Source organism: Brevibacterium sp. K72 (assembly GCF_050562175.1).
Lineage (GTDB): Bacteria > Actinomycetota > Actinomycetes > Actinomycetales > Brevibacteriaceae > Brevibacterium > Brevibacterium casei.
The window spans coordinates 3,366,208-3,389,999 of sequence record NZ_CP191582.1; the positions used below are offsets into that span (position 1 = coordinate 3,366,208).

Here is a 23,792-nt window from a genome sequence, read left to right on the forward strand (position 1 = left end):
ATGAGTCCGTCCGGTAGCTTCTCGGCATAGGAAACGCTTCCTGTGTTCGTTGCAGGGCCCACGCTTTCGTGGGTCCTGTCCGATTTTCGAGGAGGGGCATGGACGCTCCAGGGCTTGGCGGACTCAATTGGGCCGTGATCATCATCTATCTGCTGGCCACCTTGGCGATCAGTTCGGTCACGGACATCAGCCCGGTTCTCATTGCCGCGGTCGTCGGCGTGCTCTCGGTGATCTACACGTTCCTCGGCGGGATGGAGGGAGTGATCTGGTCAGACGTTGCACAGGCGATCATTCTCCTCGTCGGCGCAGCAGTCATCCTCATCTTCGGCATCGCTGCCATCGACGGCGGTCTGACCACTGTCGCCGCTGATGCCGCTTCCGACGGCAAGTTCATCACTGCCGACAACTGGACGATCGGCGGGGCGGCTGCTGCGATCCCCATCATCTTCCTCGGGTCGGTCTTCAACAATCTGCACCAGTACACAGCAAGTCAGGATGTGGTGCAGCGCTATCAGACCACGGATTCGCCGAAGAGCACAGCGAAGTCGCTCATGGTCAATAGATTCCTTGCACTGTTGACGATTCCGCTGTTCTACGGGATCGGCACTGTGCTTTACAGCTACTACCGGCATGCTGATGCGTTGCCAGCCGACTTCAATACGTCGGCGATCGTGCCGTACTTCGCGGTGAAGGTGCTGCCGGCGGGGATCTCGGGTCTGCTCATCGCGGCGATCTTCGCAGCGGCGCAGTCGACGATCTCGTCGAGTCTCAACTCGATTTCGGCGTGCGTGACCGTCGACATCCGCGACCGATTCTTCCCGCCGCGAGGCGGGAAGCCGCGTTCAGGTGTTGGATTCTCTAGGTTCGTCATCATTGCGGTCGGGATTGCGTCTGTCGCTGTGGCGCTCTACCTGGTCGCGACCGATCAGGCGGAGACGTGGGATCTGTTCCTCAGCATCACCGGCCTCTTCGGCGTCCCCCTCGCGGGTGTGTTCGCCTTGGGGATCTTCACGAAACGGGCCAACACCTTCGGAGTGCTGTGTGGCCTGCTACTCGGGGCTGGGCTCGCCTGGTACGTCCAGAACGTCGTCGGCCTCAACACGTTCGCGATCTCGATCGTTGCGTTCGTGGCGTCGGTGGTCCTTGGGTACGTATTCTCGGTGCCGACAGGGTCCCTCGCAGTTCACGCGGATCGCGACATACTGCCGTTGACGATCTACGGGAAGCGGGAGGCGTATGTGCCACATCGCCTCCGTCGACACGAAACCCAAGCCCATTAATTGACCAGATAGGTTAATCATAAGAGCGGCCTGCGGGAATCCAATACTTTCGACGAACTTTTCCCCCTTCCGGACATCGGTACAAAATGAACGGATAATCGTTCCACTGGTGTGCACTGCAACCGCAAATCCTAACACCTCTACAAGTTGCAGATATTCTAGAGTGGTCGCCTCGGAACAAACGTAGGTTCAACGAAGTCAACTACCAAATTGACAATAGATCGAAGCGTCAACGGCTATGGCCAGTAGCGTAGACCGCCTGTCGTAGGGTATGCTAACCGGGCTCTTCGCGGCTCGTGGTGAAGGAGAGCGTCGCGTCGCTGGCGTAGAACGGCCCGTGGTCCTGCTGTGATGGGTGTTGTCAAGACATCCACACCTCAGAGGACCACGAGCCTGTGCACGAGAATACTGGTTCGCAGCGTGATGCTGCGAGCACGATCTTCAACTTGCCCGATTACCGCGTCACAGACGCGATCGACCTGCCCGACGGAGGCCGTCGAGTGGTGATCGCCTCGACCGTCCCGCCCGGATGTCCGTCCTGCGGGGTGCTCGCGACCAAGGTCCACTCCCGCCGGTCCCAGAAGGTGCGCGACGTCCCCGTGGCCGGGGCGGTGGAGGTGGTGTGGGCCAAGCGGCGCTGGTTCTGCCTCGAGCCGGCCTGCGCCCGGGGCACGTTCTGGGAAGCCACCGACCAGGTCCCTTACCGTGCGCGTTCGACGACCCGGTTGCGGGATCAGGTCGTCTCCGCGGTGATCACCTCGGGCCGGGCTGCCTCCGAGGTCGCCCGGGCCCATGGCGTCTCGTGGTGGCTGGTCCAGGCAGCGCTGGCGGCGGCCGCCGTGGTCCTCCCCGCCGCCGAGGACGTGCCCGTGACGCGCCTGGGCATCGATGAGCACCGCTACCGTTCGGTGCGCTGGTTCCGCACCGATGAAGGTGCCTGGAGACGGTTCGAGCCATGGATGACGACCCTGGTCGACCTGACCACCGGGCAGGTCCTCGGCGTCGTCGACGGCCGGGACTCCACCGCCGTCGGGGACTGGCTGGCCCAGCGTTCGGACGCCTGGCGGGAGCGGATCGAGATCGTTGCGATCGACCCGTCGGCCGCGTTCCGCAAGGCACTGCGGACCTACCTGCCCCGTGCTGCGGTCTCGGTTGACAAGTTCCACCTCGTCAAGCTCGGGAACGACATGGTCACCGCCGTGCGGCAACGCCTGGCTCGCACTCATCGCGGTCGTCGGGGCCGGAAGGATGACCCGGCTTGGGCGCACCGGATGCTGTTGCTGCGCGGCGCTGACACCCTGAGCCCGCGTGCCTGGGAGCGGTTGGAGACGGTGTTCCGCACCGATGATCCCACCGACGAGCTCTCCGCCGCTTGGGGCATCAAAGAGCAGCTCCGCCGCCTCCTGGATACCGACACCCTCGCCCAGGCCTGGGACGAACGGATGCGGATGGGCTACTTCTCCCAGATCGCGAATATGCCCGAGGCGACCAAGCTCTACGACACCATCGTGACCTGGTGGGACGCGATCGAGGTCCTCATCGTCACCGGCGCGACCACCGCCCGAGTCGAGGCCGCGAACACCGGCATCAAGAACATCAAACGCACCGGCCGCGGCTTCCGAAACGCGGAGAACTACCGGATGCGTATCCTGCTGGCCAGCGCCGCGAAAACCGTAGCGTGAATACCCGCCCCAACAGGGTCATTCACCACGAACCGCGAAGAGCCGCTAACCGACACATCGAAGTTGAGGGAGGACGCATTGGACTGTGACGGCGACGAAGACCATAGCAAGCGCCCCTCTACGACAAATAACCTGAACCTTGACATGATTTCCGTTGAAGTTCAAGGTTCGAGTGTTCTTCCAATCGCCGCGTCGACTGAGCTCCAGCTACAACTGGAGATATACGGCAAAAAACTTCTAGCCGAGACAGAGCGCCTAGAAGCCGAACATCGAGACTCAGATCTAAATGAACAGCAATTTACCAATTCGATGGTCCGACGAGCAGCGAGAGCCATCCAACGACCAATTACCCAAGTAAAATCGGTTTCTACAATCGCTATTGTAATGAATGTATTGGGCGCATCGCTAATCAGTGGTTCCGGAATATTTTACTCGGTTGCTACGACCGCATTTCACAATGTCACTGGCACTACATTTAGTGTAGCCGTAACAACGGCATCGTTCGTCTTGGGCGCTTGCTTAAATCTCGGATCATATATTTTGCCGAAGAAGACAAAGATCAGCAGCAATTCGAACTGGCAGGAGATCTAGATGGACCTCAACAATGACCGACTAACCCCTGCCGCCCAGGCGACACTAGATGAAATTGTAACGAATTATAGAGACCGCATCCTCGAAATCCTGCTTAAATCAGATTTGAAGCGAATTGGCCCACCCGATGTTTTACGTGTTGAAGAAGTCGGCCGCAATAGCGCCACTCTTGCCAATCTTCTTGAATTGAGCACATCATTTCAAGATACCAATTTCCGTCGAATGCGACGGTATTCATTGATGCTACTATCTATTTCGGTATTTCAAGCAGTAATTGCGGTAGGATTGACCGCCGCATACTACCTGGGTGGTGTCATAGCGTCGAAGCAACACTCCCGGTCGGCGGGGGTCTGATCGGTGGAGTGTGCAGATGGCGCGGGTGGGGTTGTCGTTCAGCGACAGGTCGGAGATCTCGGCGGCCTCGAAAGCGGGCTGGTCGGTGCGGAGGATCGCCCGTCACCTGGGGCGTTGCCCGTCGGTGATCTCGCGGGAGCTTCACCGGAACTCGACGAAGACCCGCGGCTACCAGGCCGTGACCGCAGACGTCAGAGCGCAGCGTCGGCGAGCTCGCCCGCAGCAGCGGAAGGTCGCGGGGGATCCGGTGCTGCAGGCGAGGGTGGACGCCGACCTGGCCGCGTCCTGGACGCCGAACGAGATAGCGGGCCGGTTGCGTCTGGAGGCGACAGACCCGACCGTTGAACGCATGGCGAACTCTCCTGACGCACGCGGCCGAACCGTCTCCGGTGAGGCTATCTACCAGTACATCTACGCAATCCCGAAGGGTGAGCTCGCCCGCAAGGGCATCTTCCTGCAGTCCAAGCGGACCAAGCGCCGACCACGTACGACCGGGCGGACGCGCGGTGGCCCAATCGTAGGTATGGTCCCGATCGCGGAGCGAGGTGAGGACGCCGCCCAGCGTCGGGTGCCGGGGCACTGGGAGGGTGACCTGATCATCGGGAAGAACGGCACCTCGTGCGCGGCGACGCTGGTGGAGCGGATGAGCGGGTTCACCGGGCTGCTGGCCCTGCCCTCGAAACACGCCGAGCCAACCGCTGACGCGGTCATCGAGTTTTTCAACGACCTGCCCGAGATGATGAAGGCATCGTTGGCGTGGGACCAGGGCAGCGAGATGGCCCAGCACGCGAAGGTCTCCCTGGCCACGGCGATGCCGGTCTACTTCGCCGATCCCCACTCGCCCTGGCAGAGGCCCAGCAACGAGAACACGAACCGGCTCTACCGGGAGTATCTGCCCAAGGGCACGGTGATCCCCGATCACCAGCCCTACCTCACCACCATCGCCGAGGAGATCAACAATCGACCCCGCCGCCGACTGGGCTATCTCACGCCCACCGAGGCATTCGCTCGACTGCTCGCCGGCGAGCCCCATGTTGCTTCGACGCCTTGACATCGCCCTGTTCCCCGCAGATGCATACACAGTATCCCTCCTGGTCACTTTCGCTCTGATTTTCTCTAGCTGCTATATGCTGTCATTTTTGATATTCAGAGCTGCATCTCGAGCGCGTCTACAATCCCAAATAATAGGATTTCAATCCGGATTGATTTCTGACCGCGACCTCTACGCATTTCGCTCCAGTTCAGGACCTTCATTTTTGGAGCTTTCGAATACTTTTATGGATAAATGGCAAACGGCAGAACATGAACTCGGGAGAATTGCAAAGGCTTCTCCGTCTTCAGGGTTGAATGCGTCCAGTTTAGGCGACGCGATATCTCGCCTAAGCAGTCGAGACTTGATTTCGGATAATGATGAAATTGAGTTTCGCCATCTCCTCCGACTTCGAAATAGCATCGTTCACCGCCCCGGCGACGCAAAAATCACTCAGTCGGACATTAATGACTTGGAGAATTTGATCCAATCACTCAAAAGAAAATAACCCAAACGCCCTCAGACTTTTGAAATATGTATCAACTTGTCGCGATTGACTTTGTTTTAATAATCGTTTCTCGAAACTCATCGGATGAATTTGAAAGTATCACAATAGCTCCTCCTACGCCATAGGTGAGTTGATCATCGGACAATACCGAAGTGCGGATGAGCACGCTGAGGTCGACGGCACCGTCGAGGGAGAAGAAGCCGACGGCTCCGCTGTAGACACCGCGGGGGCCCTGCTCGAGGTCATCGATGATCGACATTGTGCGCTGCTTGGGCGCGCCAGTCATAGATCCAGGTGGGAATGCTGCTCGGATGCACTCCACGGATGTCGCGGTGTCTCGCAACTGGGATCGAATCGTCGAGACGAGCTGGTGGACCGTCGCATAAGTCTCGACGTCGAAGAGCTTTGTGGCCTCGACCGAGCCGATTTCAGCTGTGACGCCGAGATCGTGACGGACGAGATCGACGATCATGAGATTCTCCGAACGATCCTTCACCGACGAATGCAGGTCAGCCTTCAGTGCTTCGTCTTCCTCGGGGGTACTCCCCCGCGGTCGCGTGCCCTTGATCGGCTTCGACTCTGCCACGCCACCCGCCGAGATCTTCACAAACCGCTCCGGCGACGTACTGAGTACGTTCACCTTGGGCGACTTGAGGAATGCTCCGAACGGCGTTGGGTTGTCTCGTCTCAGATTCCCGTAAGTCTCCAGCGCGTCTCGAGTCCACGGCATCTCCAACATATTGGTCAGACATACTTCGTACGTCTCACCGTCGTTGATCAGCCGCTTTGCTTCCGCAATGAGGTCGAGATACTCAGAACGCGAATGCCGTGCTTGCAGCTCCGGAGGAAAGTCCGTCAGCGTTTCCGGTTCACGGCTGCGTACTGCTGGTCCTACCGCCCTGGAGTCTGGCTTAGCCGTGTCCAGATCTGGCTCGATCGCATCGATCCGGCGAGTGGTCTCGTCGAACCACGCTCCACACTCATCCTCAGTCACGCCTTCGCTGCTGAGCGCCAGGAGATAGACACTCCCTTGTTCATGATCGACGACCAGCGCCCTGTCCAAGAACATCATCAGCGCATCCGGTTGCTCGGACGCGTGCTTCCCCGGCGAACCGACCTCGGCTTTGAGCTCGTAGCCGAGATATCCGACCCACCCCAGACGGAAAGCGAATGGCAGCTCGGCAACCTTCGGCGATTGCACCAGCTCAGTCGCTTGGAGGTCAGCGTTGAGCCAATCAAAGAACCCGGAGTGAAGAGTCACCGTCTCGTCGGTTGACCTCACCTCAACCGTCCCCGTGGGGACGTCTGCTGTGACCACTCGACTCAGCGGCCCGGTTGGCGCACCCATGGTCGAAAATCGCGAATCCGGATGCCCCGGCATGTTGCCGTCAAGCCACACCGCTTCAGGCTTATCGGCGAATAGTGCGGTAAAGACGTCGGAAGACGAGGCATTCATCGACAACTTGCGCACATGCAGGGTCACCATCCGCTGCTCGTGGACTGCCGAGTCGCCGACGCCGCCAGCAACGTCCTCGACCTCTTCGTTGCGAATGAAGCGCTCTCCGGAAGCCGGACGAAAATCATCCGACAGGCTCTGTCGACTGGCGCGCGGCGAATCCTGCCCAGCCAACCACTCCTCAGTCATCCGCCGAAAGTTCCGCAGCAACTCGGCCGCGTGCTCTGTCGCGATCGACTCCGGATGGAACTGCACACCCCACTGCGGCCGCGTTTTATGCGCGAGCCCCATGAGCACACCGTCATCCGACCACGCAGTCGGCTCAAGGTCGTCCGGCAGCTCAGCAACAACCAACGAGTGATACCGCGCGGCCACGAACGGCGACGGCAGCCCCTCGAACAGACCCGTCCCTGAGTGCGAAATCTCGGAGACCCGCCCATGCCGAGGCTCGGGTGCGTGCGCGATCGTCCCGCCGTGGACGTAGGCGATCCCCTGATGACCGAGGCACACACCGAGCACCGGGATCTCCGCGCGCGAAATGACATCCGCACAGATCCCGAAGTCTGCCGGCACCACCGGCGTCCCGGGCCCCGGCGAGATGACGACATTGTCGAACTCGTCGAGAACCGCCGACGAATACTCAGCCCAATCATTGGGCACGACGACCGGCTCGCAGCCATTCACCTCGGCGAGGAGATGGAAGAGATTGAACGTGAACGAGTCAGCGTTGTCGATGAGCAGCGTTCGCACCCGTTTTGAGCTACTTTCCGGGCCCTGAGCAACCTGGCGCAGGGTTGCTGAGCGACCGGAGGGTTGCTGAGACGCGCCCCGAGAAGCCGGCTGCGGCGCAGTCGACGCGGCCACTGCGGTCGGTGCGGTCACTGCGGCCGGCGCGGACACTGTGGTCGCTGCGGTCGGCGTGGTCACTGCGGTCGACTCGGTCTCTGCGGTCACGGGTGGAGCCAGGTCAGCCGAGCACGAGCCGACGGGTCGAATCCGCGAGACCTGCCGCCGCCTCGGCGCGGAGGGACTCTTCGGTGTCGGCACCGGCACGGATGTACCGGCCAGTGAACGCATCGAGCGACCCCGACGCCAAAGCCAAGGCCAAACCCGTGACCTGCTCCGGTGTCGTCCAGTCGCCCTCGGTACGGAAGTCGTGGACGGGCATCGACTTCGTCATCGCGGTCTCGACGACGCCGGGCGCCATCTCGAAGATCCGCAGACCCTGATCGTGTCCGAAGTGGACGACGGAATCGGCGATCCGGAACAGCGACGCCTTCGACGCCGAATACACCGCGTACGCTGGCGTTCCCGTCGCCCCCGACCCCGAGTTGAGGTCGATGATGCGGCTGGGACGCCCGGTCGCCTCGGCGGCGGCGATGAGGACGGGCGCGAACGCGTTGACCATGAGCGCGACACCGAGGACGTTCGCCCCGACGACCCCCGCGAGGCTCTCCGGGTCGGCGTCCCACAACGGTCCCTCCGTCGACTCGATGCGCCCGGCATTGTTGACCAGCACCTGCAGCCGCTGCCCGGTCTCCGCCTCCAGCCCGGTCACCGCGGCCTTGAGCTCGGCCACGGATGCCGCATCATCGACGGTGAGCCCGAATCCGGTCGCCTTCCGACCGGTCGCCTCCGCAATCTCGGCGGCGGCCTCCCGGGCCTTGATCGCCGAGGTGGCTGTGACGACGACACGGTACCCGGCACGGGCGAACGCCTCGGCGAGGTGCCGACCGATGCCCCGTGCCCCACCGGTGATGAGCGCGATCGTCTCCGCCGGGACCGCTGTCGCCTCGGCGGCACCGTCACCGGCAGGCAGGTGCGTGCCGTAGGGAAGCTTCTCACTCATGGTCGGGACTCCTCAGGGTCAGCGGTCGATCGGACAGGTCAGCCGGCCGACCCAGCAGGCCGGACGGCACGCGGACGGGTCAGCCTCGGACGACCGCTCCGTGGCGTTCGGCGGCCAAGGCCGTCGCCGCCTCACGCATCGCCGAGGCCTCATCGGCCTTGAGCGTGCGATCCGGCGCCCGGAAGGTCAGACGGAACGCGAGCGACTTCTTGCCCTCGGGCAGCTGGTCGCCGGTGTAGAGGTCGAAGATCTCGATGCCCTCGAGATCCGCACCCGCTCCCTCGACGAGGGTCGCCTCGAGCGTCTGCGCGGGCAGATCCACATCGACGACGACCGCGACATCCTGACGGGACACCGGGTACGTCGACAGGGCGCCGTCCCAGGTCCGCAGGTCAGCCTGGGCAAGCAGGGCGTCGAGGTCGATCTCGAAGGCGACCGTGCGGGCCGGCAGTCCGAGGTTCTCGCACACCTTCGGGTGCAGCTCGCCGGCGTAACCGAGCACCTCACCGTCGGCGAGCATGAACGTCGCCGCCCGACCCGGATGCCACGGGGCACCCCGTTCGGCTGCGACGCTCACACCGACACCGCTGATCGCAGCGATCCGGCGGACCATGTCGATAACGTCGGTCGCCTCCGCGCGACGGCCCTTGCCCCAAAGGCCGGGGAACTCGACGTGACCGGCGACGACACCGGCGAAATGATACGGCTGGGCCGGCACCGAGGCGTAGATCTCCTCGAGCTCAGCCTCGGTGGGATGGTAGCCCGGCAGGAACCGCGGTCCAGGCTTGCCCGGCAGACCCTCCGCGGTCGAGACGAGCCCGGCTTCGAAGAGCGCGACATCTTTGGCTCCGCGACCGAAGTTGCGCACCGCGACATCGAGCAGCGTCGAGAGCAGGGTCGTGCGCATGAGCGGCAGATCCTCGGACATCGGGTTCGCGAGCCGGATGTGCTGGCGGCGCGGATCGTCGGACTCGAGCCGCAGGTCGTCATCGCGCTTCGCCGAGGTGAACGGGTAGCTGTAGACCTCCGTGAACCCGTCCGCGGTGAGCAGGTTCGAGATCCGCCGCCGGGCCCGCTGCGCTTCGGTGAGTCCGGAACCGGCACGGGCGGCCGGCTGAATGGAGGGAATCCGGTCGTAGCCGCCGGTGCGGGCGACCTCCTCGACGAGGTCGATGTCCGCGGTGAGGTCGGGACGCCAGCTCGGCACCGTGACGCGCAGGACTCCGTCACCGAGGTCGTCGACGTCGGCGCCGATGCCCTCGAGGAGGGACACCACCTCGGCGGGGGTGTAGTCGACACCGACGACCGAGGACACCCGATCCACGGCGAGGTCGGTGACCGTCGGGGCCGGGGCCTCACCGATCTGCGTGGTCGCGGCACTGAGCGTGCCGCCGGCGAGTTCGACGAGGAGATCCGCGCAGCGCCTGGCCGCGACCGGTCCGAGCATCGGGTCGACACCGCGTTCGAAGCGACGCGAGGCCTCCGAGGAGAGCTTGTGCCGGCGCGAGGTGCGTGCGATCGAGATCGGGTCGAAGTGAGCGGCCTCGATGACGACGTCGGTCGTCTGGTCGCTGACCTCGACGGCGGCGCCGCCCATGACTCCGGCGAGGCCGATGATCTTCGACGACCCGTCCGGGCTGCGGTCGGTGATGAGGAGGTCCTCGGCGTCGAGGGTGCGCTCGATGTCATCGAGAGTCGTGAACGTCTCCCCCGCCTCGGCGCGACGGACGACGATCTCCTCACCGAGCAGCGCCGTGTCGTAGGCGTGCAGCGGCTGCCCGAGTTCGAGCATGACGTAGTTCGTGATGTCGACGGTGAGGCTGATCGGGCGCATGCCCGCCTCGAGGAGGCGGTGGCGCATCCAGTACGGGGTCGTCCGGGTCGGGTCGATGCCGGTGACCTGGAGCGCGGTGAAGACATCGCAGCCGGGCACGCCGTCGATGGGACGGACGTCGTCGATGACGACAGGGAAGCCGTCAGCGGTGGGGGCGTTCACCTCGGCGACTGCCGGGCTGCCGAAATCGGTGAAGGTCTGGCCCTTCATCTGGGCGTACTCACGGGCGATGCCGCGCATCGAGAGCTGATAGCCGCGGTCGGGGGTGACGTTGACGTCGAGGGTGACGTCGTCGAGACCGAGGAGGGCGATCGCGTCGTCGCCGGGCTCACCGGTGAGACCGAAGTCGGTGAGCACGATGATGCCGCCGTGATCGTCACCGAGGCCGAGCTCAGCGGTCGAGCAGATCATCCCATCCGAGGTGTGACCGTAGGTCTTGCGGGCGGCGATGTGGAAGTCACCGGGCAGGACGGCGCCGGGCAGGCACACGACGACGAGGTCGCCGGGTGCGAAGTTGTGGGCACCGCAGATGATGCCGCGGCTCGGACGCTCCTCACCGGGCTGCGGGTCCTTCGGGTCGTCGGCGGCCTCGTTGTGCTCGGGTCCGACGTCGACGCGGCACCAGTTCACGGTCTTGCCGTTCTTGTGCTCTTCTTTGGTCAGCTCGAGGACACGGCCGACGACGAGGGGTCCGGACACCTCGGCGCCGAAGAAATCCTCCTCTTCGAGTCCGATCGCGGCGAACTGCGCGGCGAGGGCGTGCGGGTCGGTGTCGGCCGGGTAGTCGACGTAGTCAGCCAGCCAGGAGAGTGGGACGCGCATGTATCAAGCCTTCATTCCGAAACGGGCCGAGAAGCGCACATCGCCTTCGACCATGTCGTGCATGTCATTGATGCCCTCGCGGAGCATGAGCGTGCGCTCGATGCCCATGCCGAAGGCGAAGCCCTGGTAGACCTCGGGGTCGATGCCGGCGGCGCGGAGCACATTGGGGTGGACCATGCCGCAGCCGCCCCATTCGATCCAGCCCGGCCCGCCGACCTTGTTGGGGAACCAGAAGTCCATCTCCGCGCTCGGTTCGGTGAACGGGAAGAAGCTCGGGCGCAGGCGGGTCCGCGACTCGGGTCCGAACATCTCGCGGGCGAAGCCGTCGAGGGTGCCCTGGAGGTTCGCCATGGTCAGGCCCTTGTCGATGGCGATGCCTTCGATCTGGTGGAAGACCGGGGTGTGGGTGGCGTCGAGCTCGTCGGTGCGGAACGTCTTGCCGGGGCACACGACGTAGAGGGGCACGCCGCGTTCGAGCAGGGACCGCGACTGCACGGGTGAGGTGTGGGTGCGCAAGACGAGGCCGGCTTCGGGCGGGTCGACGAAGAACGTGTCCTGCATCTGCCGGGCCGGATGGTCGGGGCCGAAGTTGAGCGCATCGAAGTTGAGCCATTCGGCTTCGATCTCGGGTCCTTCGGCGACCTCCCAGCCGAGGCCGATGAAGTAGTCCGCCGCCTGCTCCTGGATGAGGGAGAGCGGGTGGCGAGCGCCGAGGCCGCGACGGTCGGACGGGAGGGTGACGTCGATGGACTCCTCGATGAGGACGGCGGCGTCGCGTTCGGCTTCGAGCTCGGCCAGGCGTTCGTCGTGGGCCTTCTTCACCAGTCCGCGGGACTTGCCGACGATCTTGCCGGCGGCGGCCTTGTCGGCCTTGTCGAGTCCGCCGATCGCCCGGTTCGCCAGTGCCAGCGGGGCCTTGTCGCCCATGAAGTCGATCTTCGCCGCCTTGAGGTCATCAAGGGTGCGGGCGTCCGCGAACGCCTGCAGCGCCGTATCCACGGCAGCCTGCACGGCTGACTCGTCCAAGGGGTCGAGCTGGTCTGTCATCGAAGTCCTTTGTCGACTGCTGTGATCTCGGCATTCGACTGGTCATTCGAATGCCTCTCTGCCGCAGATCAGTCTATCGTCTCGGGGACTCGTGGTCGGGCGGTCGTCCGGGTGGCGGTCGGGGACGATGGCGGAGTTCCGGGTCCACCTCGCCGAGGTGACCGTACGGAGCGTTCGTCCGCTCAGTCCCTGTGATCGAGAAGTCAGTGCCCTTGACGGTTTCACGCGCTACTGTCGGAACATGACGACGAATGAGAGCGATGTCCCAGTCAAGGCGTCCGATGTCATGGTCCGTGCCCTCGAGAACGAGGGTGTCGAACGAATCTTCGGGATCCCCGGCGAGGAGAACCTCGACTTCCTCGATTCGCTCAGACGCTCGAACATCGAACTCGTCATCACCCGCCACGAACAGGCCGCCGCTTTCATGGCGGCCACCTACGGTCGTCTCACCGGCAAGCCCGGTGTGTGCCTGACGACTCTGGGCCCCGGCGCGCTCAACCTTGCCACCGGTGCCGCGTACGCACAGCTCGGCGGGATGCCGATGGTGATGATCACCGGACAGAAGGGCATCCTCACCGCCGAGCAGGCCCGCTTCCAGATCGTCAACACCGTCGCCGCGATGGGACCGCTGACGAAGTCGACCCACCAGATCATCTCGCCGAGGATGATCCCCACGATGGTGAGAGAGGCGTTCCGCGTCGCCGTCGACGAACGCCCCGGTCCCGTTCATCTCGAACTCCCCGAGGATGTCGCCGGCACCCCCGTCGAGCACTACGATCTCATTCCCCCGCACCCGATCCAACGGCCTACCCCGTCGAACGAGGCGCTCATTGCCGCGGCCGAGGTCATCCGCAATGCGAAGCGCCCCCTGCTCATGCTCGGGGCCGATGCCTCGCGAGCCGACTGCAGCTGGCCGCTCGCCGAGTTCGTCCCCCGCGTCGGCATCCCCTACTTCACGACGCAGATGGGCAAGGGCACGGTCTCCGGCTCGACCGGCCTCTACATGGGCACTGCGGCGCTGACCGACCGTGACTACGTCCACGACGCGATCGAGCAGGCCGACGTCATCGTCACGATCGGCCACGACACGACGGAGAAGCCGCCGTTCACGATGGACGAGCACGGCCCCACCGTCGTTCACCTCGGATTCCGTGCCGCAGTCGTCGAGCAGGTCTACTTCCCCCAGTACGAGGCGGTCGGCGATCTCGGACCCACGCTCATGCGCCTCGGCGACATGCTCGAAGGGCAGGTCCCCAACGCAGGCGCGCTGCTGCCGATGCGCGAGGAGATCCTCACGAAGATCGAACAGGGGTCGAACGACGACCGGTTCAGTCCGCAGCGGATCGTCCACGAGGTGCGCCGCGTCATGCCGGTCGACGGGATCCTCGCCCTCGACAACGGCATGTACAAGATCTGGTTCGCCCGCAACTACCGCACCACCAGGGCAAACACCGTCCTCCTCGACAATGCGCTGGCGACGATGGGGGCGGGCCTGCCCTCGGCGATCGGGGCGAAGCTCACCCACCCCGAGTGCCGAGTCATGGCGATCTGCGGTGACGGCGGGTTCATGATGAACAGCCAGGAGATGGAGACCGCGGTGCGGCTCGGCCTCGACCTCGTCATCCTCATCCTCGAGGACAACGCGTACGGGATGATCCGGTGGAAGCAGGCCGTCGACGGGCTGACGGACTACGGGATGACGTTCGGCAACCCTGACTTCGTCACCTACGCCGAGTCCTACGGTGCCAAGGGGCGTCGGGTCGAGGACATCGCCGACTTCCACGATGCCCTCGAGTCGGCGTTCACCGAGGGTGGAGTCCAGCTCATCGTCGCCCCGATCGACTACACGGAGAACGTCCGCGTCCTCATCGAGGAGCTGCGGGACCGGTAAGTCGTTCGGGCGTTGCCCGGAATCAGACCGACCCCCGCCGAGGCGGCCCACCGTTATCGCCCAGCCCTCCTACTCGACGGTGACGCCGAGTTCGCGGGCGAAGAGGTCGGCGAAGACCATGAGCTGCTGCTCGTCGATCGTCGTGCCACGCAGCGAGTGGATGCCCGAAAGCCTGCGCGGGGCGAGTCCGCGCAGGTCAACGCCGCCGAGGCTCGATCCGTCGAGCTGGAGGTCGGCGATCGTCGTGTCCGGGAAGGCGACGAGCTTCGCGGTGCCCATGCCGAGGTCGAGTTCGTCGATCGCGCACCCGCGGAACTCGACGTCGGTGAGCTTCGCCGACCGCAGGTTGAGGTAGGAGATCCGGCAGTTCTCGACGACGACCTTCTCCCACACGCTGTCGACGAAGACCCCGGCTCCGATCCGGCCCCCGCTGATCTCGGTGTTGAGCAGGTTCGCTCGCGGCATCGTCAGGGTGTCCGCGCGGGAGTCGACGAGGCGGACCCCGGAGAGCCGCGCCCCGGTGAAGTCGGCGTGCGCCTCGGCGTCGCCAAAGGTCACCCTGGTGAAGGCCGAGTCAAGGAACGTCGTGCCCTTCGCATCCACCTCGGCGAGGTCGAGGTCGGTGAAGTCGCGCCCTTCGAGGAACTCGTCGGGACCGATGTCGCCGAGGAGGCCCTCCGCGAGGTTCGCATGGTCAATGGTCGGCAGCTTCGGTGCGGCGGTCGTCATGTCTGCACACTATCGCCGAGCGATGACGCGGCGTGTGAGCGCCTCTCGATCAACGGTTCGGTGAAGAATCGACGCTCCGCCGATCACTGCCACTCCTCGATCAACGCCGGGCTCGAATTCCGCGTCGCTCGCGACGCGGAATTCGTGCTGCGCGTGGATCGAGCGTCGGAGGACCGTCGCCGCGTGGAACGAGGGCTAGCGGGTCGACTGCGCGCACGCAGTCCCGGAGGACCGTCGCCGCGTGGATCGAGCACCGCGACCAGCCCATCGCGCCGCCCCTCCCCTGCTACATCCGCTGGTTGCGCGCGGATTCGAAGATGCAGATACCGGCGGCGGTGGCGAGGTTGAGGCTCTCCGCCTGACCGTAGATCGGTACGGCAACGGACGCGTCAGTGACCTCGAGGTCCTCGGGCCGCATGCCCCAGGCCTCGTTGCCGAAGACCCACGCGGTGCGGGCGGAGAGGTCGAGACCCGACTCCCACGGGTGGTGGAGGTCGTGGGCGGCGCCGTTGCCGTCGGCGGCGAGGACCTGGAGGCCCCGGGCCCGGGCGAGTTCGGTCACCTCGGGCAGGCCGACTCCGATGACGACAGGGATGTGGAAGAGGGAGCCGGCGGTCGAGCGGACGGTCTTGTCGTTGTAGACGTCGACCGATGACGAGGTGAGCACTACGGCATCGGCACCGGCTGCATCCGCGAGGCGGATGATCGTCCCGGCATTGCCCGGGTCACGGACCTGGGAGAGGACGACGATGAGCTGGGCGTCCTTCGTCACGACCGAGGTGAGGTCGACATCGAGGGTCCGGCACACGGCGACGACTCCCTGGGAGTTCACGGTCGAGGCGAGCTCGGTGAGCACCTCCTCGGTGACGATCGAGAGGAAGACCCTGCTGTCCTGGGCGGCTGCGACGAATTCGGGATGGGACTCGGCGGCCGCCTCGGTGAGGAAGAGCTCATCGACGGCGTCAGGGGAAGCCAGCGCCTCACGGACGGCCTGGGGACCTTCGGCGAGGAACCTGCCGGCAGCACGACGACCTCGGCGGTTGAGCAGCTTCGCAGCGTTCTTGATCCGCTTCGACTGCGGGGAGGAGATGACGTCGGGAAGCTTCATGGCTCGCTTTCGGGTCGGTGAGGCGGACGGTCGGAGAGACGGTGACACTGACGGGGGTAGAGGAAGTGAGGCAGACGGTCAGGGAGGCGGCGACAGGACCGCGCGGACAGACCAACGGCCCCGACGGATCGAATGAACGATCGCGGTCGGGGCCGTGGTGAAAGCGACGGGGCGCTTTCAAAGCGTCAGTCCGAGGCAGACGTCAGGCGGCCGGGGTCTTCGCGGCGTTGACGTCGGTCGGGAGGGCGTCCTTGGCCACCTTGACGAGGTGGGCGAAGGTCGCTGCGTCGTTGACGGCGAGCTCGGCGAGCATGCGACGGTCGACCTCGATGCCAGCGGCCTTGAGGCCCTGGATGAAGCGGTTGTACGTCATGCCGTTGGCGCGGGCGCCGGCGTTGATGCGCTGGATCCAGAGGCGACGGAAGTCACCCTTGCGAGCGCGGCGGTCACGGTAGCTGTAGACCAGCGAGTGGATGACCTGTTCCTTGGCCTTGCGGTACAGGCGCGAGCGCTGTCCGCGGTAGCCGCTTGCCCGGTCGAGGATGACCCGGCGCTTCTTGTGGGCGTTGACTGCCCTCTTCACACGTGCCACGTGTTACTCCTTTGATTCGTTTCGTCCGGCTGAGCCGGAGTCTGGTTCAAGCTGTGGGGATCGGCTCGTGGGAGCCGTGAACCGGCGGGTCGCTGCGACCTGGTCGGTCGCGCGGCCCCTGCGGGTCACTTGCCCTTGAGCTTGCCCAGAAGCTTGCGGGCCTTGGCGCGATCGCCGCCGGTGAGGACCTGGTCCGTACCAACTCGACGCTTGCGGCTCGAGGACTTGCCCTCGAACTTGTGCTGGTTGTTCACGCCTTCACGCATGATCTTGCCACTGCCAGTCACGCGCATGCGCTTCTTGGCGCCGCTGTTCGTCTTCTGCTTCGGCATCGTGCCGTTCTCCTTTGCATTTCGTTGCGAGCACCGGAGCGCCCACAACTACTTCACCCGCCGGACCACTCGGATCCGGCGATTCGTTACCTGTTTCTCACGCCTCGGGCGCTGCGTTCTTCTCCGCAGCGACTCGATCACGTCGGGACTTCACCTCGGCGCCGCGGCCCTTGGCATCGGACGATGCCTTGCGAGCCTCCGCCTTGGCGTCGGATTTGGACTTGTGAGGAGCGATGACCATCACCATGTTGCGTCCGTCGACCCTGGGTGCGGACTCGACGGTGCCGAGGTCCGACACATCTTCGGCCAGACGGTTGAGCAGTTTGATGCCCATCTCGGGGCGCGACTGTTCGCGTCCGCGGAACATGATCATGACCTTGACCTTGTCACCGCCGGACAGGAACCGCGTCACGTGGCCCTTCTTCGTCTCGTAATCGTGTTCGTCGATCTTGAGACGGAAGCGGATCTCCTTGAGCGCAGTGTTCGCCTGGTTCTTCCGGGCTTCCCTGGCCTTCTGGGCAGATTCGTACTTGTACTTCCCGTAGTCCATGAGCTTGGCCACGGGGGGTTTCGCCTGCGGGGCAACCTCGACGAGGTCGAGATCTGCCTCTCGGGCGAGATCGAGTGCCTTGCGAATGGCAACGATACCGACCTGTTCACCATTGGGTCCGACCAACCGGACCTCGGGAACCCGAATCCGGTCATTGATGCGCGTCTCGCTGATGTGTTCACTCCTTTTTAGCTCAAATGGTGTCGTGGCAATGAAAAAGGCTCCCATCGACACGAATGCCAAGGGAGCCTGCACACACGATCACTGCGGTCATCGAGACCGTGAGATCTTCCGTGAATACACCTCGATCCTCTGCCATCGATCCCAGCTTCCGCCGAGGTCAGACGTACAGTAGATCTTCGGACCCGATCGCTCGTCGCGATCCAGGTGGGAGTCAGACTCCGCTTCGCACCGTACCCAGTGTACTACGGTTCATGACTCTTCGCACATCGCGCCCCCTTCCCGCGGTCCCGGCTCCGCAGTTGTGGGAAGCTAGTCCCATGACCTCTGAAGACCCCAACACCGCCGAGGCGGTCGCCGACGTCACGCGCGACATCGCCGAGGTGCCCGCCGTCGAGATCATCACCTCCACGGCCGTCCATCTCATGTCCGCCGCCGCCGTCAACCTCGGCCTCGCCGAGGACACACCCGAGCAGTCGGCCGCCGACCTCATCGACCTCGACGAGGCGCGCAAACTCATCACCGCCCTTGCCGGCCTCGTCACCGGTGCCGCCACCGTCATCGGCGACCACCATGCCCGCCCCCTGCGCGACGGCCTGCGCAGCCTGCAGCTCGCCTTCCGCGAGGCCTCGACGATCCCCGACGAGCCCGGTCAGGGCCCCGGAGAGAAGTTCACCGGCCCCGTCCGCTGATCGCTCAGCGTCGTTCGAGGACTGACGTCCTCAGCGTGAGTGCGGCCCCTGCCAGTTCGGCAGGGGCCGTTCGGCATTCATGGTGAGAATTCCCTCGCCGAGGTGGGGCGACGATACCCTCACCACCCGAGCTGGCGGACGACCGAGGTCATGAGCGCGTCCTCGACATCGTCGAATCCGGGCCCGAACTGCCCGAAGCGCAGTGAGCTGATGAGACCGATGATCGCGACCCAGACGGTGATCGCCGCCGAGGTGGCCTCCGGGTGGACGTCGATGCCGAGCGTGCGGATCTCCTCGGCAAGACGGGCGAGGCTCTGATTCGCCTGCGCCTCAGGCGGCGCCGGCTGCGCGGTCGCACCATCGCCTGCCGTCGGCGGAACGACCCCGTCCCATGGTGACCTGCGGCCATCACCGTCGGCCGCTTCCCGTGCCGCGCGATCTTCGAAAGCCAGCGCCCTCGCCCGCAGATCGGCGACGAGGCGGATGAGTGCGGCCATGACGCGGGTGCCGGGTTCGACGGTGACCTCGTGGGGAGCAGAGTAGGCGGCGATCGGGGTGCCGTAGATGAGCGCCCAGCGCTGCGGGTGCTCACGAGACCATGCGAGCATCGCCAGCCCCAGCGATGCGACTGAACGGTCCTGCTCGAGCGCCGCATCGACGGCATCGGCCAGCGATGTGAACGCGTCGGCGATGAGGATGGTGAGCAGTTCGTCGCGGGTCTTGACATACCGGTAGACCGCACTCGAGACGATCCCGAGCTCACGAGCGACCGCTCGCAGCGACAGGGCCTCGACACCGGATTCGTCGAGCATCCGGTTGCCGATCTCGACGATCCGCGTCTCCGTCTCCTCGCGCGCCCGCTGTCGCGGTGTCTTCGTCGCCTCGTCGCTCATGCCCTCATGGTAGATCGAGAGAGCATGCGAGGTAAAAGTGAGCACTGCTCTTGTTTCGGCAGTCTGGCCGCGCTACGCTCGAAGCGTCAACACAGAGAGCAGTGCTCACACTTTGCCTCTGATCATTCTCGAAGGGGTTTACTCATGCGCTCAGCACTCGTCCTCGGCTTCGGTCAGATCGGCACTCAGATCGCCCACGACCTCACCGCCGTCGGCATCGACGTCCGTGTCATGACTCGGTCGCGACCCGACGGACTGACAGTCACCGACACAGCGATCGCTCACCGCGCTGGCCTCGACTCACTTGCGCCTCAGCATGGCACCGAGCACGCCCGTCCAGCCGCTGGCTCCGAGACGGTGCCCGGCACCGACCCCGTGGCGACCGCCCGCGGTCGGATCACGTGGTCTCAAGGTGACGCGTCATCAGCCGAAGCTGTCCGCCAGGCCGCGGAGGAGGTCGGCGCGGAGGCGATATTCGCGTGTGTCCACACCGCCTATGACTCGCGAGTCTGGGCGAGAATCCTGCCAGGACTCGAAGCCTCGATCCTCGACGCTGCCGCCCAGCTCGGCATCGCTGTCGTCTTCCCCGAGTCCGTCTATGCCTTCGCCGGTCTGACCACGCCGATCACGGCAGATGCGGAGTTCGCGCCCGTCGAGGAGAAGGGGCGGATTCGTCAGCAACTGCTCGTGGCTCGCTCTGCCCATCCCGCGCAGGTGGTGAGTGTGCTCGCCGGGGACCTCATCGGCGCAACGGCCTCACCGACGAGCTCGGTGGTCCGCCTCTGCATCACCGGTCGCATCACCGCAGGCCGCTGGGCAGTCGTTCCGGCACGCACCGATGTGCCCCACGGGATCACGGTCATCGACGACATGGCGGCGACGATGATCGACGCAGCAACCGATCTCAGCGCGGCCGAACAGCGCCATGCGGGGAGCCACCGGCTCGTCATCGCCCCGAGCGCGAATCCGACGCTCGCCGAGGTCACCGCCTACGCCCATGACGTGCTCGGCTCGACCTACCGGAAGCCGATCGCTCTCCCCCACGCCGTCGTTCGGGCAGCCGGCTGGTTCGACCGGTCGATGTTCGAACTCGCCGAGCTCGCCCCGATCTGGCGCCGCCCGTGCCTCATCGATTCAGGAGACGCTGATGCCGACTGGCGAGCCGGCATCGACGCGATGCTCCGGTGATCGCGGAACCGCAGCCCCACCTCGGCGGGCATGCCCCGGTTATGGGCCACCACCTCGGCGGATGTACCCACGGAACCGCGTCCCCACCTCGGCGGGCGCACACACGGAACCGTCCCCCCACCTCGGCGAGGGAACCTGATCGTCCTCAGCTCTGGTTGAGGAAGATCCCGTTGCCGGGACCGAGCGGCAGGTCGAGGAAGTACCAGAGCGCGAGCAGCGCCGCCCACGCGAGCCAGAACGGGATGACGAACGGGAACATCCGGGAGATCACGGTGCCGAGGCCCGCGTTCGGCTCGTAGCGGCGGACGAGACCGAGGAGGACGATCATGTACGGGTTGAGCGGGGTGATCACCTGCGTCGCGGAGTCGCCGACGCGGAACGCGGCCTGGATGAACGCCGGTTCGTAGCCGAGGAGTGCGAAGAGCGGGACGAAGACCGCGGCCATGAGCGTCCACATCGATGAGCCGGAGACGATGAAGAGGTTGAGCACGCTCGCGAGCAGCATGAAGCCGATGATCGCGGCGAACCCGGTCAGTCCGATCGCCTCGAGTCCGGAGGCACCGGCGACGGCGATCCACGACCCGATTCCCGTCCAGTTGAACAGGGCGATGAACTGGCCGAGGATGAACGCGAGGATGAGGAAGGACATCATGTCGATGATCGACTGGGCCATCATCCGCACGACGTCGTTCATCGACCGGATCGTGCCGACGACGATGCCGTAGACGACGCCCATGAGCATGAAGTATGCGAAGACGATGAAGACGATCGAGGACAGCAGCGGCGACTTCGGGAGGAATCCGCCCTCCTCGTTGCGCCACGGCGAGTCCGGGATGAGCACGGAGACGAGGATGACCGCAGTCAGGGCGAGCGCGGAGAGCAGCGCCCAGAGCAGGCCGCGTTTCTCGGCGGGTTCGAGCGTCGGGGAGACTTCCTTCTGTGCGGCTTCGATCTCCTCGGCGCTCACGGAGTTCTCGCTGTAGTCGACGTCCGTGGCCTGGTACTTCTTGTCCAGGCCCTGCGTCGTCGCGTCGACGTAGTCACGCGGCACGCCCTTGCGGACCATGTTCGGTTCGATGAGCTTGTCGATGATGAACCCGGCGATGATCGCGAGCATGATCGAGGCGACGATGTTGAAGTAGTAGTTCGAGACCGGGTTGACCGCCTGGTACTCGATGCCCGGCAGGGTCTCCATCACCGAGGTGGTGATGCCGGCGAAGAGCGCGTCGAGGCTGGTCGGCACGATCGATGTCGAGTAACCGGCACCGGTGGCTGCGAACCCTCCGATGAGACCGGCCATCGGGTGCCGGCCGGCGGCCTTGAAGACGAGGGCGGCGAGCGGCGGGATGATGATGAACGCCGAGTCGGCCATGATCGACCCGACGACGCCGACGAACCCGACAGCGTAGGGCAGCAGCCAGCGCGGGCTCGATCCGAACGCGACCCGCACGGCCGCGGCGAGCATACCCGACTTCTCGGCGACCCCGACGGCGAGCAGGATCGGCAGGACCGTGGCCAGTGGTGGGAACCCGATGTAGTTCTCCCCCATCGTCGTCGTCAGCCAGGCCATGCCCTCACCGGTGAAGAGACCCTTGATGGTGACGATCTCGTCGCTGCCGGGAATGGCGACGGAGACTCCTGCGATCGCCATCGCCGTCGAGATCGCGCCGGTGATGAGGAAGAGTCCGAGGAAGAGGGTGAACGGTTCGGGCAGTTTGTTGCCGATGCGTTCGATCCCGTCGAGGAGGCGCTGGCCGAAGCCGACCTTGGCTGGTGTCTGCGCTGACATGGCTCTGCTTTCTCTCGTGGCTAGGCGAAGTAGTTCTCGACGTCGATGGCGCCGCCGGCGCGGGCGAACTCGGTGTCGACCTCGGCGGCGAGGTCATCGTCGACGAGGTAGTCCAGCGCCGTGCACGCGAGCCCGTAGGCGGCGTCGTGGGCCGCGGCCTCAGCTTCGGGGGTGATCGCCGCGGCCGCGAATTCCCTGGTGTGCAGGGCGGTCTCGGAGTCCGCGGTCCTGATGAGCGGGTGGATGCCCGGGATCCGGTAGGAGACGTTGCCGAAGTCCGTCGAGGCGGCGATCGACTCGTCGAGGACGCCCCCGGGCAGCGGGGTCCTCCCCTGCGCGATCTCGTGGAGCGCCCACCGCTTCGTCAGCGCGGAGTTCGTCCGCACCGGCAGCGACGGCGGGTGTTCGTCCCAGGTGATCTCGACGCCGGTGCCGGTCATGAGCGCCGCCCCCTTCGCCGCATCCTCGACCCGCTGCGAAAGCTCCTTGAGCGTCTCCGGGTACTTCGAGCGCACATAGCACTGGACGGTCGCCGTCTCCGTGATGATCGACGGCCGGGTGCCGCCGTCGGCGATGACGGCGTGGAGGCGGGAGATCGGCGGCATCTGCTGGCGCATGAGCCCGAGTCCCTGGTAGAAGAGGGTCGCGGCGTCGAGCGCGTTGCGTCCCATGAAGGGCTGCGCCGAGGCGTGCGCGGCGGCCCCGGAGTAGGTGACCTCGAGCAGGCGCCTGCCCAACCACACCTGGTCGGCGCAGTCGTAACCGTACCCGTGGACCATGATCGCCGCGTCGATGCTGTCGAAGGCACCGGCCCGGGCCATGACCTCCTTGCCCGAGTGCCCCTCCTCGGCGGGGGTGCCGAGGAGGACGACCGTGCCCGGCACCGCCTCGGGGTTCTGCCGGTAGAGCTCGTCGAGGGCGAGGAAGGCCCCGACTCCGGCTGCGGCGATGAGGTTGTGCCCGCACGCGTGGCCGATCTCCGGCAGGGCGTCGTACTCGGCGAGGATCGCGATCGTCCGGCCGTTCCCGTTGCCGGTCGTCGCCTGGAGCGTCGTCTCGACGCCGTAGAGCCCGGTCTCGACGGCGATGCCCCGGGATTCGAGCACCGCGGCGATCGCTGCGACGGACTCGACCTCCTCGTAGGCGGTCTCGGCGAGCTCGTGGATGCGGTGGAGGAGCCCGGTGATCTCGTCGCCAGCACCGGTGAGGGCGGTGGCGATGGCATCTGTGCTGGTGGTCGGGGCGCCGGTGAACTCCGAGGTCCACTCGGCGGCGTTGTCCGCTCGCGCCCGGGTCTCCGCGGCGATGTGGTCGAGGTAGCTCTCATCGGGGACCGTGGCACGGCCGAGGTCTCTGGGTGCGCTCATGGCTCACAAGCATAGGAGACGCCGGTCA

Annotated in this window: 19 protein-coding genes; 7 read left to right on the plus strand and 12 right to left on the minus strand. The window is 65.1% G+C overall.

Annotated features, from left to right (window positions below):
• Positions 1-98: 98 nt before the first annotated feature.
• From ACQ1RG_RS15165 to ACQ1RG_RS15180, 4 genes are all read left to right on the plus strand, one after another.
• Complete coding sequence (locus tag ACQ1RG_RS15165; RefSeq protein WP_430600221.1) at positions 99-1,280, plus strand: sodium:solute symporter family transporter; 1,182 nt, start codon at positions 99-101, stop codon at positions 1,278-1,280.
• A gap of 395 nt (positions 1,281-1,675) precedes the next feature.
• Entirely contained in the window at positions 1,676-2,962 is a 1,287-nt protein-coding gene (locus ACQ1RG_RS15170; RefSeq protein WP_430600222.1) for an ISL3 family transposase, read from the plus strand.
• 591 nt (positions 2,963-3,553) lie between these two features.
• Positions 3,554-3,907 (plus strand): hypothetical protein, encoded by a 354-nt coding sequence (locus ACQ1RG_RS15175; RefSeq protein ID WP_430600224.1) that lies wholly within the window; start codon positions 3,554-3,556, stop codon positions 3,905-3,907.
• Between the two features lie 16 nt (positions 3,908-3,923).
• The gene (locus ACQ1RG_RS15180) at positions 3,924-4,958 is read left to right on the plus strand and encodes an IS30 family transposase (protein ID WP_009381402.1); all 1,035 of its coding nucleotides are present in this window, start codon (positions 3,924-3,926) and stop codon (positions 4,956-4,958) included.
• Positions 4,959-5,476: 518 nt separating this feature from the next.
• On the opposite strand, the gene pabB is transcribed toward ACQ1RG_RS15180, so the two are convergent.
• The 4 genes from pabB to pheS form a co-directional block, all read right to left on the minus strand.
• Positions 5,477-7,855 (minus strand): aminodeoxychorismate synthase component I, encoded by a 2,379-nt coding sequence (gene pabB / locus ACQ1RG_RS15185; RefSeq protein WP_430600225.1) that lies wholly within the window; start codon positions 7,853-7,855, stop codon positions 5,477-5,479.
• 13 nt (positions 7,856-7,868) lie between these two features.
• Positions 7,869-8,750 carry an SDR family NAD(P)-dependent oxidoreductase gene (locus tag ACQ1RG_RS15190; protein WP_430600226.1) on the minus strand — a complete coding sequence of 294 codons (882 nt, stop codon included), beginning with the start codon at positions 8,748-8,750 and terminating at the stop codon, positions 7,869-7,871.
• Between the two features lie 79 nt (positions 8,751-8,829).
• On the minus strand, positions 8,830-11,406 hold the full coding sequence (gene pheT, locus ACQ1RG_RS15195) for a phenylalanine--tRNA ligase subunit beta (RefSeq protein WP_430600227.1): 2,577 nt from the start codon (positions 11,404-11,406) through the stop codon (positions 8,830-8,832).
• A gap of 3 nt (positions 11,407-11,409) precedes the next feature.
• On the minus strand, positions 11,410-12,453 hold the full coding sequence (pheS, locus tag ACQ1RG_RS15200; RefSeq protein WP_430600228.1) for a phenylalanine--tRNA ligase subunit alpha: 1,044 nt from the start codon (positions 12,451-12,453) through the stop codon (positions 11,410-11,412).
• A 241-nt stretch (positions 12,454-12,694) separates the two neighbouring features.
• Between pheS and ACQ1RG_RS15205 the strand changes: the two genes are divergently transcribed.
• Positions 12,695-14,344 carry an acetolactate synthase large subunit gene (locus ACQ1RG_RS15205; RefSeq protein ID WP_095376506.1) on the plus strand — a complete coding sequence of 550 codons (1,650 nt, stop codon included), beginning with the start codon at positions 12,695-12,697 and terminating at the stop codon, positions 14,342-14,344.
• A 69-nt stretch (positions 14,345-14,413) separates the two neighbouring features.
• Here ACQ1RG_RS15205 and ACQ1RG_RS15210 read toward each other — a convergent pair whose 3' ends face one another.
• The 5 genes from ACQ1RG_RS15210 to infC all read right to left on the minus strand — a co-directional run bounded on the left by ACQ1RG_RS15210 (position 14,414) and on the right by infC (position 17,889).
• On the minus strand, positions 14,414-15,073 hold the full coding sequence (locus tag ACQ1RG_RS15210) for a pentapeptide repeat-containing protein (RefSeq protein WP_095376505.1): 660 nt from the start codon (positions 15,071-15,073) through the stop codon (positions 14,414-14,416).
• A gap of 286 nt (positions 15,074-15,359) precedes the next feature.
• On the minus strand, positions 15,360-16,181 hold the full coding sequence (locus ACQ1RG_RS15215) for a TrmH family RNA methyltransferase (RefSeq protein ID WP_095376504.1): 822 nt from the start codon (positions 16,179-16,181) through the stop codon (positions 15,360-15,362).
• A gap of 202 nt (positions 16,182-16,383) precedes the next feature.
• Positions 16,384-16,773, minus strand: a complete 390-nt coding sequence (gene rplT / locus ACQ1RG_RS15220) for a 50S ribosomal protein L20 (protein ID WP_009378556.1) — start codon at positions 16,771-16,773, stop codon at positions 16,384-16,386.
• A gap of 125 nt (positions 16,774-16,898) precedes the next feature.
• Complete coding sequence (rpmI, locus tag ACQ1RG_RS15225) at positions 16,899-17,105, minus strand: 50S ribosomal protein L35 (RefSeq protein WP_063250542.1); 207 nt, start codon at positions 17,103-17,105, stop codon at positions 16,899-16,901.
• Between the two features lie 97 nt (positions 17,106-17,202).
• Positions 17,203-17,889, minus strand: coding sequence for a translation initiation factor IF-3 (gene infC / locus ACQ1RG_RS15230; protein WP_366235556.1), 687 nt, complete (start codon positions 17,887-17,889; stop codon positions 17,203-17,205).
• A gap of 266 nt (positions 17,890-18,155) precedes the next feature.
• Between infC and ACQ1RG_RS15235 the strand changes: the two genes are divergently transcribed.
• Positions 18,156-18,527 carry a DUF1844 domain-containing protein gene (locus tag ACQ1RG_RS15235; RefSeq protein WP_009378551.1) on the plus strand — a complete coding sequence of 124 codons (372 nt, stop codon included), beginning with the start codon at positions 18,156-18,158 and terminating at the stop codon, positions 18,525-18,527.
• Positions 18,528-18,646: 119 nt separating this feature from the next.
• Here the strand turns inward: ACQ1RG_RS15235 and ACQ1RG_RS15240 are convergent, their stop codons facing one another.
• Complete coding sequence (locus ACQ1RG_RS15240; protein ID WP_119297140.1) at positions 18,647-19,420, minus strand: TetR/AcrR family transcriptional regulator; 774 nt, start codon at positions 19,418-19,420, stop codon at positions 18,647-18,649.
• Between the two features lie 144 nt (positions 19,421-19,564).
• Here ACQ1RG_RS15240 and ACQ1RG_RS15245 point away from each other — a divergent pair, with 144 nt between their 5' ends.
• Positions 19,565-20,608, plus strand: a complete 1,044-nt coding sequence (locus ACQ1RG_RS15245) for a hypothetical protein (RefSeq protein WP_095376503.1) — start codon at positions 19,565-19,567, stop codon at positions 20,606-20,608.
• A gap of 145 nt (positions 20,609-20,753) precedes the next feature.
• On the opposite strand, the gene ACQ1RG_RS15250 is transcribed toward ACQ1RG_RS15245, so the two are convergent.
• Both ACQ1RG_RS15250 and ACQ1RG_RS15255 read right to left on the minus strand, forming a co-directional pair.
• Positions 20,754-22,397, minus strand: a complete 1,644-nt coding sequence (locus ACQ1RG_RS15250) for an AbgT family transporter (protein WP_095376502.1) — start codon at positions 22,395-22,397, stop codon at positions 20,754-20,756.
• 20 nt (positions 22,398-22,417) lie between these two features.
• Positions 22,418-23,764: an amidohydrolase gene (locus tag ACQ1RG_RS15255; protein ID WP_063250546.1), complete on the minus strand. Its 1,347-nt coding sequence runs from the start codon at positions 23,762-23,764 to the stop codon at positions 22,418-22,420.
• Between the last annotated feature and the right edge of the window lie 28 nt (positions 23,765-23,792).